The organism is Helicobacter cetorum MIT 99-5656, assembly GCF_000259275.1.
Lineage (GTDB): Bacteria > Campylobacterota > Campylobacteria > Campylobacterales > Helicobacteraceae > Helicobacter > Helicobacter cetorum.
In genome coordinates, this window is the sequence record NC_017735.1 from 1563025 (window position 1) to 1581104 (window position 18080).

Sequence of the window (18080 nt, forward strand, 5' to 3'; positions counted from 1 at the left end):
CCTTAGATTGATTAAATAGATTGAATCACTTGTTTTTCTAATTTTCTTAAAAGACTCTCTTTAGAAAAGCTCATTTCTAAGTCCAAGCTTGAAACATTCAAACGCACCCCATTTTCAGACCAATAATCTTGAGTCATCTCTATAGGAGCATTAAAGCGTTCTTGTAATTTTTGTTGCACTTCTTGTAATTGACAGCTTTCAAGCTTTTCTTGAACTAACAGCCTAGCACTCAAAGTTACGGCTTGTTTTGAGCAAGAATGCAACTCTTCTACTACAAAGCCCAACGCCTTAAGTCTATTGTGTTTAAGCATGGTCTCTAATAAAGGCTTTAAGGTCAAACACACCTTTTGAGAAGCTATTCTTTCTACTATTTCTAGCACAATTTCTTTTTTGATATTCAAAGGAATGTGAGTTTCAAACAGCACTCGCTCCAATTTAGGCATTTTCAAAGCTTCTAACAAGTTTTCAAAACAAAGCACTATTTCTTCTAACAAACCCTTATCATCTTTGGCACAATTCTTCAACGCCTTAGCATAGTGCTTGGATATAACCCTTAAATCTTGCATTTTTAAAGCCTTTGTTTCAAAATATTCACACAATCTTGCGGGCTAAAGGATACTTTTTTACTCTCTTTCAACCCCTTAAAAACACCCTCTACCAGCTCTCTTTTGACCTTTTTTATTTCTAAGTCCATCAATGCCTTAGAGTTTTTGATAAGGTTCTCTACATCTATTTTGGTTTGTAACTCGTATTTTTGCGTGATAGTATAGGCTTCTTTATTTGCATCAGAGACAATCAGTTCAGCTTTTTCTTTAGCTTGTTCTAACTCTTTAAGAAGTTTCTTTTTATTGTCCTTACTAGCTTTGAGCTGGGTTTGAATCTCTTCTAGGCATTTAGAGACTTCAAGGCTTTTGGAACGAAAAAATGCCCGCATCTTCTGAGCCAAAAAATACCACAAAATCCCCACAAATAAGAGAAAATTCAAAGAACGCTCTATAATATCTGTCTGTGAAATATCAAGCTCAGCCCCACACAAAGGACTTAATACAGCTAACAATCCTACTGCCACCCCATTTTTAGTCAAACACATCAATCAGCTCCCCAAACCAGCAACCACACGCTTATTCAACTCGTTTTCAAACACCGGCATTTGGGCTTCTAACCGCTCTTTTAAAGCTTGCTTTTCATCTTGTAGTTGCTTAACAAATGCTTCAAATTCCTGATTCAATTCATTCTCTTTTTGCTTGATAACCGCTTCATAGGACTCTGTAGCTTTTTGAATCGCCTGTGCCACAACCCCCCTACGCTTCTCTGTGGCTTCCTTAAGAATCGTCTCAATTTGATTACGAATTTCTGCACTCTGCGTGTTATCTGTTTCAATCCTAGACAAACTATCTTCAATTTCTGCTTTTCTATTATCCATAAAAGCTAACAAAGGCCTATAAACCCACGCATTCATTGTCCACAATAACAAAATAAACGACACAAAAGCAACTGCCATTAAATAGGGATTAACCGATATGTTCATGACTTATTTCTTTCCTAAAATCCTATAAAATAATTTAAATCTTCTAGTTTCCTATAGAAAAAACACTAGCTTTATCTTAACAAAAAAACGCTTAAAAACTGAAAGCATCCACGCATTAGGACATCATTTTTTCCATAAAAGCCTTTAAAAGAGAATTTTCATAACATTGTAAAATCATTTTATCCCCTTTTAAAGATACTTTAAGCTTGTATTGATGCCACAAACTTTGATTAAGGCGTTCTAATTCATCTTTAGCGATGAGCGTTTTAGTTTCTTTAAAACCATGTTTTTTATTTTCAAGATTTGTGGTTACCTTAAAATCACGCACCAAATCTTCTGCTTGACGCACGCTGAGTTTTTGCCCCACAATTGAATGAAGCACTAATTCCTGCTTGTCTTCATCTAAGCCAACCAAGATTTTTGCATGCCCTGAAGTAATCTTTTCTTCTAAAAGAGCGTTTTGAACCTTAGAAGATAGCGTTAATAACCGCATAGTATTAGCCACATGGGCTCGAGATTTTTTAACGATTTTGGAAAGCTCTTCTTGGGTCATCTCATAGCTTTCAAGCAATTCTCTATAAGATTTAGCTAACTCCAAAGGATTCAAATCTTCTCGCTGGATATTTTCAATCAATGCAACTTCACGCATTTTTTCTTGCTCAATATCCACAATAATCGCTTTAATCGTAGGCATTTTAGCTAATTTGCTCGCCCTTAATCGCCTTTCGCCCGCAATCAAATGATAACGCCCATTCTCACTCGCCACTAAAACCGGCTGCAACAAACCATGCTCTTTGATAGATTGTGCTAATTCTTCTAAGGAATCTTTGCTAAACACCTTTCTAGGCTGGTAGGGATTAGGCATCACTTCATCAATTTCAAGCTCTACAACTCTATTAGCCCTTTCATATAGCCCCTGTTCATACACTTCAGTAATCTCGGGAAAAACATCTGCTAAACCCCTGCCTAACACTTTGTTTTTTGCCATTACTACCCCTGAAGGATACTTTGAGCTAATTTTTGATAAGCGATACTACCATTAGACTTAATGTCATAGAGCAAGATAGGCTTACCAAAACTAGGGGATTCTGCTAGTTTAACACTTCTTGGAATCATAATGTATTCGCCTGTAGCTGAATCTCTAAAAAACGCTGAGTCAAAATACCTAAACAATTCGGCTAAAACCCCCTTTGTCAGGTTCAGCTGGGGGACATGCATCGTGGGTAAAAAACCCCTGATCTTGAGCTTAGGATTAGTGCTTTTTTGCAACATTCTAATGGTGTTAAGCAATAGCTTTGAGCCTTCAAGGGCAAAAAACTCACACTGGAAAGGAATAATCACTGAATGGGCTGCTGAAAGCGAATTGATAGTGAGTGGCCCTAGAGCAGGTGGGGAGTCAATAATGATATAGTCATAAAGCTTTGCTACACTTTCTAAGGCATTTTTTAGCATAAGCTCTCTGCGGTTATTTTTATCTTGAACGCTATCATAAAAGGTCTTTTCAAACCCTGCCAAACCCAAATTTGAAGGCACTAAATCCAAAAAAGGCATCTGTGTTTTTAAAATCACTTGAGAAATTTGCTTGCGCCCAATTAACACATGATAAATATCATAATCAATTTTATCACGCCTAAAACCCAAACTTGAAGTGGCATTAGCCTGGGGGTCAAAATCAATCAACAAGATTTTTTTTTCAAGCACCGCTAAAGAAGCCGCTAAATTGACAGCTGTTGTAGTCTTACCCACGCCCCCTTTTTGATTAGCAACTGCAATGATTTCACTCATAATACTCATATCCTAACATAGGTCTTACCTTTAATACAAATGCGGCCATCTTCTAATAATCTCGCATTTTTTAAACTCATCACTCCGCCTGAATCGGTATGGAAGTTAAAAGAGTTGTTTTTGTGAAATTCTAACGCATACTTACTTAAAACTTCCCCCCAAAAAAGATTTTCTTCTATTTTTTTAAAAAAGCTCTCCACAATCAAATCATTACTCACATCAATATCTAAACATGCCCAATTTTTTGAAACCCTATTCACTCCAATGCCACACACCCGCATGTCTTTACAAACACTAACTAGCACACCCCCAATTTTTTGAGCCCCCAAATACAAGTCATTAGGCCATTTGAGCCAAACGCTAGAACCTAGCTCTTTTAGGACTTCTTTAAATAAAAAACCCAAATACAAAGCACTCGCTTGTATCGGTAAATCTTTAGGTAAATCTCTCGCCTTTAAGGCCAGCGAAAAAGTCAAAGCACTTTCTACACTCTCCCAAGCATTCCCCCTACTACCTAGCCCAGCACTTTGCTTTTTAGCTAAGACTAAAATGGGTGCTTTTAACGCTTCATTTTTAAGTTTTTCCAAAAGATAAGTTTGTGTGGAAGGCAAGCTCTCAAAAACTATTTTTTTATATTTTTTCATGCTAAAATATCGCCCACTTTTAAACGCCTGCCATTCAAATAATCCTTAGCTTTTAAAGGCTTCTTGCCTACAGCCTGTAATTGAGCCACACGCACACTACCCTTCAGGCAACCTACAAGAACACCCCTTTCATCAATTTCTAGAATTTCGCCTTCTTTATAACACTTTTCATTCTCTACTAGCTTTACTTCCAAAAGCTTAAGGTTATTTTCTAAAAAGATTTCTGGCCAAGTTTTAAAAGCAAGCGACTTTAAGAATAGGCTTTTAGCATCTTTGAAACTTACTAAGCCATCCGTTTTTGTGATTTTTTTACAAAAACTAGCGAGTGAATGCTCTTGGGGCTTTGGGGTAATTGAATGGAAGTTTTTGAGCGTTGAGCGGAGTAAATTTGCCCCCCTATGAGCTAACTCTAAGCTCAGAGCATCCAAAGTCAAGTAGCTTTCTCTTTGAAAAGAAACGCTTTCTAAAATATCCCCACTATCCAAATCCAAATCCATAAGCATGGTGCTTATGCCATAAATCACATCATCATTGAGTATCATTTCATGAATGGGCGAAGCTCCCCTGTATTTGGGCAATAACGATGCATGCACATTAATACAAGGAGCCATTTCTAAAATCTCTTTAGGCAAAATTTTACCATAAGCTACCACCACAATAAAATCAGGCTTTAAATCTTTTAAAATCTGCACTTCAGGCTCTTTTAAACTTTTGGGTTGAAAAATAGGAATATCCAAACGATTCTCTGTAATGTATGTTTTAGTCTCTGGGGCTTTCAATTCTTTTTTACGGCCAAAGGGTTTATCCATTTGAGTGAATAGCCCCACCACTTCTAGTTCCTTATCTTCAATCAACGCCCTTAAAATAACTTCAGCAAAACTAGGCGTTCCCATAAATACAATACGCATATTATCCCTTTTAGTTCATTGGTATTCTTAATTAACGATATATTATCATAAGAAAAGCATAGAAATCTTATTGGAAATTCAAATCAAATGCTGTTTTAACGCAATAAAAATGATAACACCTGACAACTCTAGAAAATTTTGCAACTTCCCTGCGTAAACAAAAATACACTTAGCATTAACGGTTATATAATACATTCTTCCGCTATTGATGTTTTTTGTTTTTGTCTTTTTCTTTATTGTCCTTAGTATTCCTTTCTTTGACTCCAACACTTTCTTTTAATGCCTCAAATTGCTCTTTGTCTTTTTCTTGAAGTTTTTCCATAACAGCTTGAATGCAATCCTTAATCTCAGGAATATCTATAGGCTTTTGACCTCTATCTATATGTGTCAAATGCGATAACTCATTAGCAAAACGATTGATTTTCCCGCTTTCAGGACTGTTATCAAATAACTTATCCAAATTTTTTGAAAAATTATCATCGTTTGGATATTTATAAAATAAATAACATTCTAAAAATTTTCTTAAATTATTACCTGCATTATAATATAAACTATAATTTTCATCATTGACTTCTTTGTTGCTATTATTGTATATTTTATATAATTCACCAAACAAATACTGAAACTCTGTTGTATATTTTGCCATATAGTCTGGCATCAACTTTAAGCAACTTGTTCTATTGCTATCATTCTCAATCAGAAATGTTTTTGCTCCCTTTTTAACAAATTGCTTTAAATATCTCAAAAAATCTAGATTGTGCGTAGAGATAAATAGCTGTTTAAAACATTTTTCTTCAACAATACAAGACTCAATCAAACCAAACACAGAAAAAATATGGTTATTATCTAAGCTAGAAATAGGGTCGTCAATGTAAATAATTGTTTTGGAAGTAGCATTTGTAAATTTATCTTTATGTTTTGCCATAAAATAACAAAAAGAAATCAAACTGCATTCACCCTCACTTAAATTCTTAGCCTTTTTATACTCTCCCCTATACTCTCTTTGCACTTCATACTTAATGCCTTCAACACCATTTTTATCTACTGAATATAGCCTTAATCCCCTATGTGAAAAATATCTATCTAAATATTCATTCACACGCCCAGCACCTTTGTCTTCATTTTTTAATTCTAGCTTTAGCTTTTCTTGCTTTGCCTTTAATATATTACTTTTTTCGCCTAAGCTCTTTATTTCCTCTCCTAAACTTTTCTTTTTACTATCCATATCCTTTATTTTTTCTGTTTCTTCTCTATACCTAATCGTTTGTGTAAATCTTGCTACTTTATCCAAACGCAAAGCGTCTCTAGCACCATCTCTTTCTCTTTCAAAGTTCTCTGTCCTTTGATTGTTTTTCTCAATCAACTTATTGATTTCATTTTCTAAAACTTTTGATTTAGTAGTTAAGTCTTTATAGGAAATTTCAATTTTGGGAATTTCTTTGGGAGTGAAAATATCCTTTTCTCGCTCTGTTAATGCAACAATAAAATTTTGTATAGTATCTTTGTAACCCTTATTTAAGTTTTGATATTGTTCCAAACATTTACAAAAATCACTTGCTAATTCATTATAAAAGTCGCTCTCTTTTATATCAATAAGGCTATCTAACTTATTCTGTTTGTTTTCAAAATCCTTAATCATTTTTTGAAACTGTTCCCTTAATTCTTCAGACTCTTTATTAAAATGCAAATCTAATTTCTCATATAATCGCTTATCTATAGGGTTCTTACAAAACGCACATAATTCCCTTTTGCCTTCATGATATTTCCTACCTTGCCTAACCCACTCTTGCAAAACACTATCTTCCAATAGCTCTTTTATAGGCTCAGAAAGCTTGATAGTCTTTTTTAAAATCTCTTGAGCTTTTAAACAATCTTGCTCAAAATTTAAATTAGGCATAGAAAAAATAGGAATAGACTTCTTGACTTCTTCTTTGGCTATTTGTTTGTTCTTATTAATAGTATCTTCTTCTAAAAAGAAGTCTTTTAATTCTTTTTCAGAAATCTTGTTAATATCATTTTCAAGCCCTCTTTTATCATAATGGCTAGATTTTAAATAATATATCCCACTATCCTTTATCTCTTTGGCTTGTTCTGTCAATTTGCTTGCAAGGCTATCTGAAGAAGCCTTCAAACCATGTTCTTGTTCGCTATATTCCTTTTGTTTCTCTCCTAAACTTTCTTGTAACTCACCATACGCCATCTCAATACTTTTAATTTCTTTTTCCAATTCATTATTGGAATCTCCCAAGACAATAAAAGGCTCAATACTCCCATTTTCTGTATGCAACCAACTTAAATTACTCTTAACAAAATCTGTGTTATAGACACAAATTTCTACATTATTCTCAGAAATTGTATTTTCATCAATCTGAAGTTTGTCATCTAAAGTAAAACAAAATTGTGTTTTTTCATAATCCTTATGTAGCTGTTTGTTTTCTAAACACTGAAATATCCTAGATAATGTTGTTTTGCCAGCATAGTTTCTTCCATAAATAATATTAATTTTTTTAAATTCCTTATCTTTAGGGAATTTATAATTCTCATATGAACCAAAACTTTCTATATCAATTTTTTTAATCACAATCCATAACTCCCATTATCATTTAGAACTATTATACATCACTTTTTATATGAAAAAATTAAGAACATTATTCTATATTGTCCACTTCATACCCAAGCTCCAACGCCTTCACTTGTCCTATGGCATTACCAGCAATGCCCTTAATAGAGCCATACATATTAATGGTGTTATCTAACACTTTTTCAATTTGTTTTTCCCTACTTTTCCAAATCCTAGCCATAGAGCGTTTTTCGCTTTCTAAATCCGCTTTCATTTGACTAAACCCTTCCACAATCGCCTCCACTTGCATGACAAATTCAGAGCTTGTGAGATAATGATAGAGCAAGCTCATTTTATCGCTTTTATTTTCTTGACTTCTCTTAGCCAAACTCACTTTAATAACCCCCTCTCTTAATACCGCACTTAACCCCTTAAACTCTTCAAAAGAACACACCCACACCCCTTGAACTAGCCCCATTCTCTGCATTTCTTTGGGTAAGACTTCACTCACAATAACCCCCACATCAGCCCCAATCTCTCGCATATCGCTTTTAAGTTTTTCAATCCAAGTTTTTTGAAACTCTTTGGTGCGTTTGCTCTCATAATAGATTTTTCCGCAATTTTGAAACTCATTAGTATGCACCACTTGAATACAATCGCCCCCCCTTTGCCCCTTTTTGACCTCTTCGATACAATCTAGGGGAAATTTTTCTTTTAAGAACTCTTCAATCGCTAATTCTTGCACTTCGCCTTGGAGTTGCTGTGAGCTTAGCTCGGCCTTTCTTTGAGCGTTTCTCAACTCGTTTTTTAGTATTTCTAATTGCTCTTCTTTTTGCTTGAATCTCAGCTCATTTTCTTCATGCAAGGCTTTTTGTATTCTTTCTCTTTCTAAAATTAACTTTTCATTCAACCTTTTTTCATTTTCGGCTTTTAATTTGCTTTCTGCTTCATTATTTTCTCTCTTTAATCTCTCAATTTCGGCTTCTTTTTGGTGTAGTTCTTGGACTTGTTTAGACTTCTCATCTAGTTCTTTTTTTAATAATTCTAAGCTCTTTTGTTGCTCTAAAAAAGCGTTTTTTCTAGCTTCTTCAATGATTTTAAGCCTTTCATCTTGTAAAGCTAAAGCACTCGCTCTTTTGACCTCATCATCAAATCTTATTTTTTGGTCTTGCTCTTGTTGTTTTAATGCCTGTTCTTTTTGTTCTAAAGCTTTCAAATGGTTTTTATATTGCTGTCTTTTTTCGTTTATCTCTTTTTCAAACTCTTTTTGCTGGGTTAAAAACTTGTTTTGATTTTCTAGCTCCACCTGTTTGTATAGCACTTCACTCACATTGATTAATGCTTGACACTTAGGACAGGTAATATGATTTTCTTGCATGATTTCTCCTTAAGACTTTGTTTTTTGTATTGTATAAAATCAATATAAAATCTGTGTTAAAATACCCCATGCAAAATTTATTTAAAGAACTTACCACCAAACGCTATGTCAATGGTAATGCAATGAAAGCTAACGCTAACAATGTGTTAGATAAGTATTTCACTAAACCTAGCGTAGCTTTAAAATGCTTTCAAAAAGCTTGTGAAATCATTAAAAAATACGAAAACTTAGATGATTTTATTTTTTTAGAACCTAGTGCAGGCAATGGAGTGTTTTATGATTTGTTTCCTAAAGATAGACGCATAGGTATAGATATTGAGCCTAAAAGAGATGAGTTTATTCAATGCGACTTTTTAAATTATGAATTAAAAAAAGACAAAAAAATCATTTGTTTGGGTAATCCCCCTTTTGGGCATCGGGGGGTTATGGCGTTAGAATTTATCAATCATGCTAAAACTAGCGATTTTGTGTGCTTTATTTTGCCTATGTTTTTTGAAAGTCAAGGAAAAGGCTCTATTAAGTATCGTGTGAAAGGCTTGAATTTACTTCATAGCGAACGCTTAGAAAAAAACGCATTCATTGATTTTAAGAATAAAGAAGTAGATGTGCATTGCGTGTTTCAAATATGGAGCAAAAAGTATCAAAGTAACATAAGCGAATTTTCTTGGTATCAAAACCGCCATAAAGAACCCTTTAATGAATATATTAAGGTTTTCACGGTCTCACTCGCTAAAAACAGAGAATGCGGTAAGGAGTGGATTTTTGATAAAAAAGCGTCTTTTTATATCTCATCAACCTTTTATAAAAGCACCCACATTGTAGAAAGTTTTGAAGAAGTTAAGTATAAATCTGGCATTGCGGTCGTTTTTGTGAGTGAAAATGAAACATTAAATTTTAAGCTAAAAAACATTTTCAAAGAAATTGATTGGACACAATATGCAAGTTTAGCGACTAATTCTTGCTATCATTTAGGCAAAAGCCATATTTTTCAAGCCTTGTGCGACAATTTGGATAAATTAAAAGGTAATTAACATGGATTTAGAACAAACTTTTTTAAAAATTATTGAAAGAAAACACAAAGAATTAAATTTAGGGCAGGATTACAACGCTATTTTTTCAAAAATTAGAGATTTTGAAGCCAATGCTATAGGGCAAATTGGCGAAGAGTTTTTAAAAAGTGTGATTGATAGCATAGATGAAATAATCAATGATGGTGTAATTCATGATGAATACGATATTAAAACTAAAAGTGGCGTATCCTTTGAAGTTAAAACAGCACGAAAGGGTAGGGCTAATAACACTTTTCAATTCAATGGCATAAACCCACGATATAACTATGATTTTTTAATTTGCTTGGGGGTGTGTGAAGATAAATTGCTTTATAGAATTTTTAAAAAAGATGAAATCAATTATATACATAAAGAAAGAAAATATTTTATGGAACAAAATGAATTTAAAAAACAATTGGTGCAAATGAACCCAGATAATCAAGTCAATTATAAGCTTACCTTAAATCTTAAAGAATTAAAAGAAATTACAGATTTAATCAAAGAGCTAAAAGAGATTTTACTAACCCCCTAAAGCGTTTTTAATTTAGCGATTTCATCTCTCAAACGCATGGCTTCTTCAAAATCCAAATTCTTCGCACACTCTCGCATTTTTTTATCTAATTCTTTGATGATTTTTTCGGTATCTCTATTTTGTAAATATTTTTATTGCTTTATGCAATTTGTATGAATAATTTTTAATGTAAAATGGGTATTAATTTAATCTTAAGGGTTACTTATGGCATAATTTGGGGCAAATATCGTAAGAGATGGAGCTTATTAGTAGAATGAAAAAAAGGGCGTTCAGAATTTTGCTAGGGTTTTTGGCTGTAGGTGGAGTTTCTCTCAATGCTTTTGACTATAAATTTAGCGGAAAAGCAGGTTCATTTTCTCGTATTGCTTTAAAACAATCCATAATGGATTCAAGAAAAGGTATTTATCCTACAGGAAGCTATGTAACGACCATTGGAGCGTTGCAAGTGGATATGAATTTGCTTCCTAAAAAGGTTGAAAATCACAAGTTAAGTTTTGGGGTTGGGGGTGAGATTGGGGGTTTAGCTTACGATTCTACTAAGACCGTGATTGATAAAGCTGACCCTTATACAGGATTTCAGCCAACTAACTGGTATTATATGGGGTTTTGGGCAGGATATTACCTGCAATATGGGGGTAAGTGGAGTCGTGAGCAAATGTCTCAAAACTCTAGAAAATATGTGCTGTATAATTTGTATTTAGACTATCAGTATAAGGATGTTTTTGGGATTAAATTAGGGCGTTACCCCTCTAAAGCCTTGTTTTTGAGCGGATTCAACCAAGGGTTTGAACTCTTTTATCGATGGAAAAATTTTAGAATAGAATGGTTTAGCACTTATGGAAGGGCTTTAGCTAATGAGCAATACATTAGAGATTTTTACGCCCCTGTAAATTATAAGCATAAGATTAACTATGGCATGCATAATGCTAATATTATTTATGAAAATAAATACATCAAAATTATGCCTTTTATTTGGTTTTATCCTAAGAATTTTAACGCTCCCGGATTTGAAATTACCCATGACACTAAGGGCTATTGGAAATCTGATTGGCGAATCCAAACGACTTTTTATGCATGGTTTCCCCTTTATAGTGATTATATGGCTAAGAGCGTTTATAGGAGCTTTTTGGTAGGTAAAAAAAGTGCGAGCTTGTTTGCGTTTCAGAGGGTAAATTTTCGCTCTTATCATTTTGGTTGGAGCGTGTATAAAAACTTTGGAAATGCGAGTGCCCAGCTAGGCTGGAACGGTTCGCCTGTTGACCCTTTTTATGACACTAAAGACGACACCCCTTATGAGCTTGCTTACACTAATTTTTATAATGCTGATTCAATAACGATTAATGCCTTTATGGGAAAGACCATTAACAAACTCTTTGTGGAATTGTATGGCAAATTGACTTATTCTCCAAGAGCCGATTCGCAGAGTTTGGGTGTTACGCTTAAATATAACATTAAAAAACATATCAATCTAATGCTAAGACTTAATGGCTACCAAATTACTATGCATAAAGGCTATTTGGTTGGATTTGAGACTCTTTATATAACATACAACCCTTATTTTGCTCAAACCATTCAAGATAGAAGCTATTTTATGAGTTCTATGAGTTATGATTTTTAAAATTAATTTAACTAGAATTTGATGATATAGAAATGGGTATTCTAGGAGTGAATATCGTTGTGTACGGCGTGGTATATCTATTTTTAGCGTGCTTTTATTGTATAATCTTTGCTTAAAAATTTTTATTTAAAGGATAGAATTATGTCTAATCAAGAATATTCTTTTCAAACTGAAATCAACCAGCTTTTGGAATTGATGATTCACTCTTTGTATTCTAATAAAGAGATTTTTTTAAGAGAGCTTATTTCTAATGCAAGCGATGCGTTGGATAAACTTAATTATTTAATGCTAACTGATGAGAAATTAAAAGGTTTGAGCGTAGTTCCTAGCATTCATTTAAGTTTTGATACTGAAAAAAAGACCTTGACTATTAAAGATAATGGCATAGGCATGGATAAAAACGACTTAATAGAGCATTTAGGCACGATTGCAAAATCAGGCACTAAGAGTTTCTTAAACGCTTTGAGTGGGGATAAGAAAAAAGATAGTGCGTTAATCGGACAATTTGGCGTGGGCTTTTATTCAGCGTTTATGGTGGCTAGTAAAATTGTCGTTCAAACTAAGAAAGCTAATAGCGAACAAGCTTATGCATGGATTAGTGATGGCAAGGGTAAGTTTGAAATTAATGAATGCGTTAAAGATGAACAAGGCACAGAAATCACTCTCTTTTTAAAAGATGAAGAGAGTCATTTTGCTAGTCGTTGGGAGATTGATAGCATTGTTAAAAAATACTCCGAGCATATTCCTTTTCCTATCTTTTTAACCTACACAGATACGAAATTTGAAGGCGAAGGCGATAATAAAAAAGAGATTAAGGAAGAAAAGTGCGAGCAAATCAATAAAGCAAGTGCTTTATGGAAAATGAGTAAGAGCGAATTAAAAGATAGTGATTACAAAGAATTTTACAAATCTTTTTCGCATGATAATAGCGAGCCTTTAAGCTATATCCATAATAAAGTAGAAGGCTCTTTAGAATACACCACGCTTTTTTACATTCCTAGTGTTGCACCCTTTGATATGTATAGAGTGGATTATAAAAGTGGGGTCAAACTCTATGTTAAAAGAGTGTTTATTACTGATGATGACAAAGAATTGTTGCCGTCGTATTTAAGATTTGTTAAAGGCGTGATTGATAGCGAAGATTTACCTTTGAATGTAAGCAGAGAAATCTTACAGCAAAACAAGATTTTAGCTAATATCCGTTCTGCTTCAGTTAAAAAGATTTTAAGTGAGATTGAGAGATTAAGCAAGGATAATGAGAATTATCATAAATTTTATGAGCCTTTTGGAAAAGTGCTAAAAGAAGGCTTGTATGGTGATTTTGAAAACAAAGACAAGCTATTAGAATTATTGCGTTTTTACTCTAAGGATAAAGAAAAATTGGTTTCTTTAAAAGAATATAAAGAGAATTTAAAAGAAAAACAAAAGAGCATTTACTATCTCTTAGGCGAAAACTTAGATTTGTTAAAAGCATCTCCACTCTTAGAAAAATACGCTCAAAAAGGCTATGATGTTTTATTATTAAGCGATGAGATTGACGCATTTGTAATGCCAAGTGTGAATGAATATGACAAAATTCCTTTTAAAGACGCCAGCCATAGCGAGAGCTTAAAAGAGCTTGATTTAGAAGAACTAAGCGATGAAGTCAAAGCACAATTTAAAGATTTAATGAGTGTGTTTGAAGAAAATCTTAAAGATGAGATTAAAGGCGTAGAGCTTTCTAACAATCTCACTTCAGCGGTGGCTCTAATAGGGGACGCTGAAAATGCGATGATGGCAAATTTCATGCGTCAAATGGGTCAAAATGTGCCTGAAAGTAAGAAAACTTTAGAGTTAAACCCTAATCATGCGATTTTACAAAAACTTTTAAAATGCGAAGACAAAGAGCAACTTAATACTTTCATTTGGTTGCTTTATGATGGAGCAAAGCTTTTAGAAAAAGGGGCTTTAAAAGACGCTAAGAGTTTTAATGAAAGATTAAATAGCGTTTTATTAAAGGCGTTGTGATTTGTTAAAAATCATTTTGAAAAATGCTCTAAAGAGTTTTAAAGAAACTCTAATAGGGCAATGTTTGAGAAAATGCAAGGCTAAAATAAAAGCTTTGAAATGCAATACTAATAAGGATGAGTGTCAAGCTATTCAATCTGATTTCCCTTTGATTTCTTATCAGCACACCAATCAAAAAAGCGTGTTTGAGATGTTAGAGAGCTTAGATTTTAATAAAATTCAAGCCTATAATAAATCTTTGTTTGAAAGGCAACTTTGCGGGGGGGGGCATTTAGAGAGCCAAGATAAAGAACGAGATATTTTTCAACCTCTCATTTTAAATCAAGCACTCCATAAAGGCTATTTTGAATTAGATACAGAAAGTTCTAAGATAGATAGCCCCCTAAACCCATGGGCGTTTATTAGGGTGAAAAATGAAAACACAACTTTAAAAGCGTCCTTACTCTCCATGCTAGGGGCGATTCAGAGGGGTGTCATAGGGTTTAATGATTGTAACAAGGAAGCTACAAAAATCATTTTAGATTTTTGCAAAGCATTCCCCACTTTCATTCCTGTGCCTTATCCTTATAGCGTGATTCAAGCTAATCCTAAAGATAGGTGGAATAAAACCTATCAATACTATGATTTCGTGCTAAATTTTATCCCCAAAAATCAATGGGTCATTAAAATGGATTGCGACCATATTTATGAGCCTAAAAAACTTTACAAAAGCTTTTATTCTATCACTTCAAGCTTAGAAAGACTAGATTATTGCTTAGTGAATTTTATGGTGTTTGATAAGGAGATTAGAATCGCTCATGTTAAGAATGATAGCAATAGTTTTTATGGCTTTAAAGATAGCATAGGAGACCAAAGCTTATTTTATAACTATGGTGTGAGTCATGCTGAATACACTAGCAAGACCGATTATGGTATTCGTAGTATAGAGAGAATTGTATTTGAACATGAACGAATAAATATCAAAGATAAAGAGCTTATGCAATGGCATTTTCCTTACTTCAAAAAGGAGCGAGAGCATTTAAAAACATTAGACAATTCATTAAGTGTTGAAGAGTTTAAGACATACCACAAAAATTTAATTAACACTAGAATTGATGAAAAAATGCTTGATAGAAAGGTTTTAGAAAAAATCGTTGCGAGTTTTGAAAAATAAATTTGCAGATTAGAACATCTATTGATTTGTTATAGATAGGCTTAAGGATAGATTATCATTATTTATCAAGTGTAGGAAATTTTTATTTATGCTAGAATAATGAGTGTAGACTTTTGGAATACAAGCGGTTTTATTGAGAAAGATTTCAAAGGAAGCTCCATGAGAAATAGCATTCTTTTTTTCGCCGGTTTTGGTTGGTTAAAATCTAAGGTTTTTAGGTTGTTAGTGGGGGTTGGTTTGGCTTGGTTTGTTACTTTAAAAGCCCATGCAAACGATAAAGAAAAGATTTTAAAAGACACAAGAATTAGTCAAGAAAATCTTGGTTTAAGAAAAGCCCCTTTAGAAGATGAAAAAAAGGTTAGGCTCTCGCCCTATCATTATAGTGAGAACGCACCAGGTTCTAGCCAAAGGATTGAGCGTTCTTATGAAAATGCTCCCCCCTTAATCCCCCATGATATTAGCGATTTTGCAGATATTACTAAGGATAATAATGCATGTTTAGGGTGTCATAGCCCTGATGTGGCTGAATCTGTTGGGGCTACCCCTTTACCCAAATCGCATTTATATGATTTACGCCACAATAAGCCTGTCAAGAATAATGGTGTAAGTGATGCAAGATATAATTGCACGCAATGCCATGTCCCCCAAGCGAACGCTAAGCCTTTAGTCAAAAACTCTTTCAAGCCTGATTTCACTAAAAAATCTTTAGAATATCGCTCCGATTTAATGGAAGTTATCAATCAAGGTGTAAAAGACGAGACTAAGAAAAAAGCCCCTAAGCATTCAAATCCTAAAGCAAACGAGAAAAAATAGTTTTTAAAAAATATCTATAGGGTCTATATTCACACTACAAGGGATATGGGGGGCGGTTTTTAAAAACGCATGCACGCTTTTTAATAGACTTATGGGGTTTGAAGAACGCAATAAAATAAGATAGCGATAAAAAGAAGCGATTTTTTCAATAGGGGCTTTAATATGAGAGAGCGTTACGCCCTTTTCCAAACACGAAGAAAGGATTTTTGAAGCTTCTATGCTTAGTTTTTCAGCCTTTTGTTCATTTTTGTGCTTAAATTCTAACAAACACAGCCTTGAAAAAGGTGGGTAAAGTTCGCACCTTTCTTTCAATTCGTATTGCAAAAAATCTTCATAATCATCTAAGAAATTTTTTAATAAATCCACTTCTATGCTTTGAATGAATACTAAGCCAGAAATTTGTCTTGCACTTCTTCCAGCGATTTGATGCAATAATGACACACCTTCTTCTAAAGCCCTATAGCTACTAGATTTGATGATATTATCTATGCCTAAGATAACCGCTAAACTCACTTTAGCATAATCATGCCCTTTGCTTATCATTTGTGTGCCAATTAGAATGTTGGTTTTTTGATGATTAAAATCACTTAAAATGTTGTTGAGCTTTTTTTGTGTGCTGGTATGGTCTCTATCTAAAATGGCCATTCTCGCCCCTTTTAAAAGGCTCTCTAATTCCTTAAACACTTGCATCGTGCCTATTCTTTTACCCACTAAGACTTCATTTTGGCACACATTACAAATCCTAGGGATAGGGCTTACAAAATGGCAATAATGACACATAAGCTTTTGAGTTTTTAAATGCAAACTCATATTCACGCTACAAAAGGGGCATTGAATGCTTTTATGGCAATTTTGACACTCCAAGGTTTTGAAATTTGCCCTTGTAGGCACAAAAATAATGGCTTGCTCGTTTTTGTCTATGACTTGCTGTAAAGTTTCTAAAAGCTTTGGGGTAACAAAATCTTGCGTTTTCTCAAAGATGATGTTTTTTTGTGTGGGAGTGTAGCGACCCTTTAGGCGTATTAAAGCCTTATCTTTAAAGCGTTTGTAGCTATTTAAGCTAGGCGTAGCAGAGCCTAAGACAACTTGAATAGGAAATTTGCTCGCTAGAAATAAGCATAAATCTCTAGCATTATACATAGGGCTTTGCTGAGATTTGTAAGAAAAGTCATGCTCTTCATCTACAATCACTAAGCCTAGCTCTCTAAGGGGCAAGAATAACGCACTTCGTGTGCCTACAACAAGCCTTATTTTTTGAGAGTAGAGCCTTTCTAAAAACTCTTTTTTTTGATTTTTAGAGAGTTTGCTATGCCATAAGCCTAAATAGTCTTTAAACGCAACTTTTAAGCGTTGTTGCATTTGTGGAGTGAGTGCGATTTCTGGCACAAGTAATAATGCACTCTTTTTTTGCTCTAAAGTTTGAGCGATTAAATGCATATAAATTTCAGTTTTCCCGCTACCTGTATCGCCAAAGAGCAAGCTTACAGAATGCTTTTCTAATTCTTTTAAGGCTTTTGTTTGAGCTTCATTTAAGACATTTAGAGTGGGCGTGATTTTTTCTAATTCCATACTATCGCATGCATGAAAAGGGGTAAAAAGGCTTAAGACTAAAGAGAGATTAGCACAATAATATTGAGCGATAAATTCAGCGAGCTTGATTTGAGGGGGGAGTAAAAAAAAGGGCGTTTTTTCACATTCTAGGCATTCAAAAGAAGGTTTTTCTACTCCTTTAAGAATAACGCCTTGAATCGTTTTATTTCTCAAAGTGATATGAACTAACACCCCTTTTTCACAGCTCTTTTTAGAATAGTAGGTTAAAGGGGGGGTTTTATTTTTTAAAGGAGCGACTAAGTAATAGAACATCAAGAGATTTTTTCTAAAAGCTTTTCTAATTCCGTTTTTAAATACTCGTTTTGACAAGCTTGGTGCAAATAGTCCTTTAAAAGCTCTAAAACATTTAATTCTTGGTTGTGGAAACGCTTTTTTAAAGCACACTTCATGCTATCGCTAAAAGTCTCATTCAAAGAGATTTTATAGCGTTTACCCAAATAGCTGATTTCCAAATTAGGGTCGTTGTTTTCTAAACTATCGCTTTCTAAATGCAT

17 protein-coding genes and 1 pseudogene are annotated in these 18080 nt (G+C 33.9%); 6 read left to right on the forward strand and 12 right to left on the reverse strand.

Features of this window, described 5'->3' with window-relative positions; all coding sequences use genetic code 11:
- Positions 1–11 precede the first annotated feature (11 nt).
- From HCD_RS07380 to HCD_RS07420, 9 genes are all read right to left on the reverse strand, one after another.
- Positions 12–566: a F0F1 ATP synthase subunit delta gene (locus HCD_RS07380; RefSeq protein WP_014659944.1), complete on the reverse strand. Its 555-nt coding sequence runs from the start codon at positions 564–566 to the stop codon at positions 12–14.
- Between the two features lie 2 nt (positions 567–568).
- Positions 569–1090, reverse strand: a complete 522-nt coding sequence (locus HCD_RS07385; RefSeq protein ID WP_014659945.1) for a F0F1 ATP synthase subunit B — start codon at positions 1088–1090, stop codon at positions 569–571.
- 3 nt (positions 1091–1093) lie between these two features.
- Entirely contained in the window at positions 1094–1528 is a 435-nt protein-coding gene (locus tag HCD_RS07390) for a FoF1 ATP synthase subunit B' (protein WP_014659946.1), read from the reverse strand.
- 115 nt (positions 1529–1643) lie between these two features.
- The gene (locus tag HCD_RS07395) at positions 1644–2516 is read right to left on the reverse strand and encodes a ParB/RepB/Spo0J family partition protein (RefSeq protein WP_014659947.1); all 873 of its coding nucleotides are present in this window, start codon (positions 2514–2516) and stop codon (positions 1644–1646) included.
- A gap of 2 nt (positions 2517–2518) precedes the next feature.
- The gene (gene soj / locus HCD_RS07400; RefSeq protein ID WP_014659948.1) at positions 2519–3313 is read right to left on the reverse strand and encodes a chromosome partitioning ATPase Soj; all 795 of its coding nucleotides are present in this window, start codon (positions 3311–3313) and stop codon (positions 2519–2521) included.
- Between the two features lie 5 nt (positions 3314–3318).
- Positions 3319–3957: a biotin--[acetyl-CoA-carboxylase] ligase gene (locus HCD_RS07405; RefSeq protein ID WP_014659949.1), complete on the reverse strand. Its 639-nt coding sequence runs from the start codon at positions 3955–3957 to the stop codon at positions 3319–3321.
- The gene (gene fmt / locus HCD_RS07410; protein ID WP_014659950.1) at positions 3954–4865 is read right to left on the reverse strand and encodes a methionyl-tRNA formyltransferase; all 912 of its coding nucleotides are present in this window, start codon (positions 4863–4865) and stop codon (positions 3954–3956) included. Before fmt ends, HCD_RS07405 begins: the two co-directional genes overlap by 4 nt.
- A gap of 202 nt (positions 4866–5067) precedes the next feature.
- A complete protein-coding gene (locus HCD_RS07415; protein WP_014659951.1) occupies positions 5068–7446 on the reverse strand; it encodes an AAA family ATPase in 2379 nt (792 codons plus the stop codon).
- Between the two features lie 67 nt (positions 7447–7513).
- Entirely contained in the window at positions 7514–8803 is a 1290-nt protein-coding gene (locus HCD_RS07420) for a DUF2130 domain-containing protein (protein WP_014659952.1), read from the reverse strand.
- A gap of 68 nt (positions 8804–8871) precedes the next feature.
- Between HCD_RS07420 and HCD_RS07425 the strand changes: the two genes are divergently transcribed.
- Positions 8872–9834, forward strand: coding sequence for a type II restriction endonuclease (locus HCD_RS07425; protein ID WP_014659953.1), 963 nt, complete (start codon positions 8872–8874; stop codon positions 9832–9834).
- Between the two features lies 1 nt (position 9835).
- On the forward strand, positions 9836–10384 hold the full coding sequence (locus HCD_RS07430) for a hypothetical protein (protein ID WP_014659954.1): 549 nt from the start codon (positions 9836–9838) through the stop codon (positions 10382–10384).
- Here the strand turns inward: HCD_RS07430 and HCD_RS09800 are convergent.
- Positions 10381–10497, reverse strand: a pseudogene (locus HCD_RS09800) (UvrB/UvrC motif-containing protein); the annotation flags it as partial. The gene HCD_RS07430 and the pseudogene HCD_RS09800 sit on opposite strands and share 4 nt — an antisense overlap.
- Before the next feature lie 140 nt (positions 10498–10637).
- Here HCD_RS09800 and HCD_RS07435 point away from each other — a divergent pair.
- From HCD_RS07435 to HCD_RS07450, 4 genes are all read left to right on the forward strand, one after another.
- Positions 10638–12002, forward strand: a complete 1365-nt coding sequence (locus tag HCD_RS07435; protein WP_014659956.1) for an outer membrane family protein — start codon at positions 10638–10640, stop codon at positions 12000–12002.
- A 141-nt stretch (positions 12003–12143) separates the two neighbouring features.
- Positions 12144–14009 (forward strand): molecular chaperone HtpG, encoded by a 1866-nt coding sequence (gene htpG, locus HCD_RS07440; RefSeq protein ID WP_014659957.1) that lies wholly within the window; start codon positions 12144–12146, stop codon positions 14007–14009.
- A 1-nt stretch (position 14010) separates the two neighbouring features.
- Entirely contained in the window at positions 14011–15162 is a 1152-nt protein-coding gene (locus HCD_RS07445) for a hypothetical protein (protein ID WP_014659958.1), read from the forward strand.
- Positions 15163–15321: 159 nt separating this feature from the next.
- A complete protein-coding gene (locus HCD_RS07450; protein ID WP_050854970.1) occupies positions 15322–15975 on the forward strand; it encodes a nitrate reductase cytochrome c-type subunit in 654 nt (217 codons plus the stop codon).
- A gap of 3 nt (positions 15976–15978) precedes the next feature.
- On the opposite strand, the gene HCD_RS07455 is transcribed toward HCD_RS07450, so the two are convergent.
- Positions 15979–17838, reverse strand: a complete 1860-nt coding sequence (locus HCD_RS07455; protein ID WP_014659960.1) for a primosomal protein N' — start codon at positions 17836–17838, stop codon at positions 15979–15981.
- On the reverse strand, positions 17838–18080 hold the full coding sequence (locus tag HCD_RS07460) for a hypothetical protein (protein ID WP_014659961.1): 243 nt from the start codon (positions 18078–18080) through the stop codon (positions 17838–17840). Before HCD_RS07460 ends, HCD_RS07455 begins: the two co-directional genes overlap by 1 nt.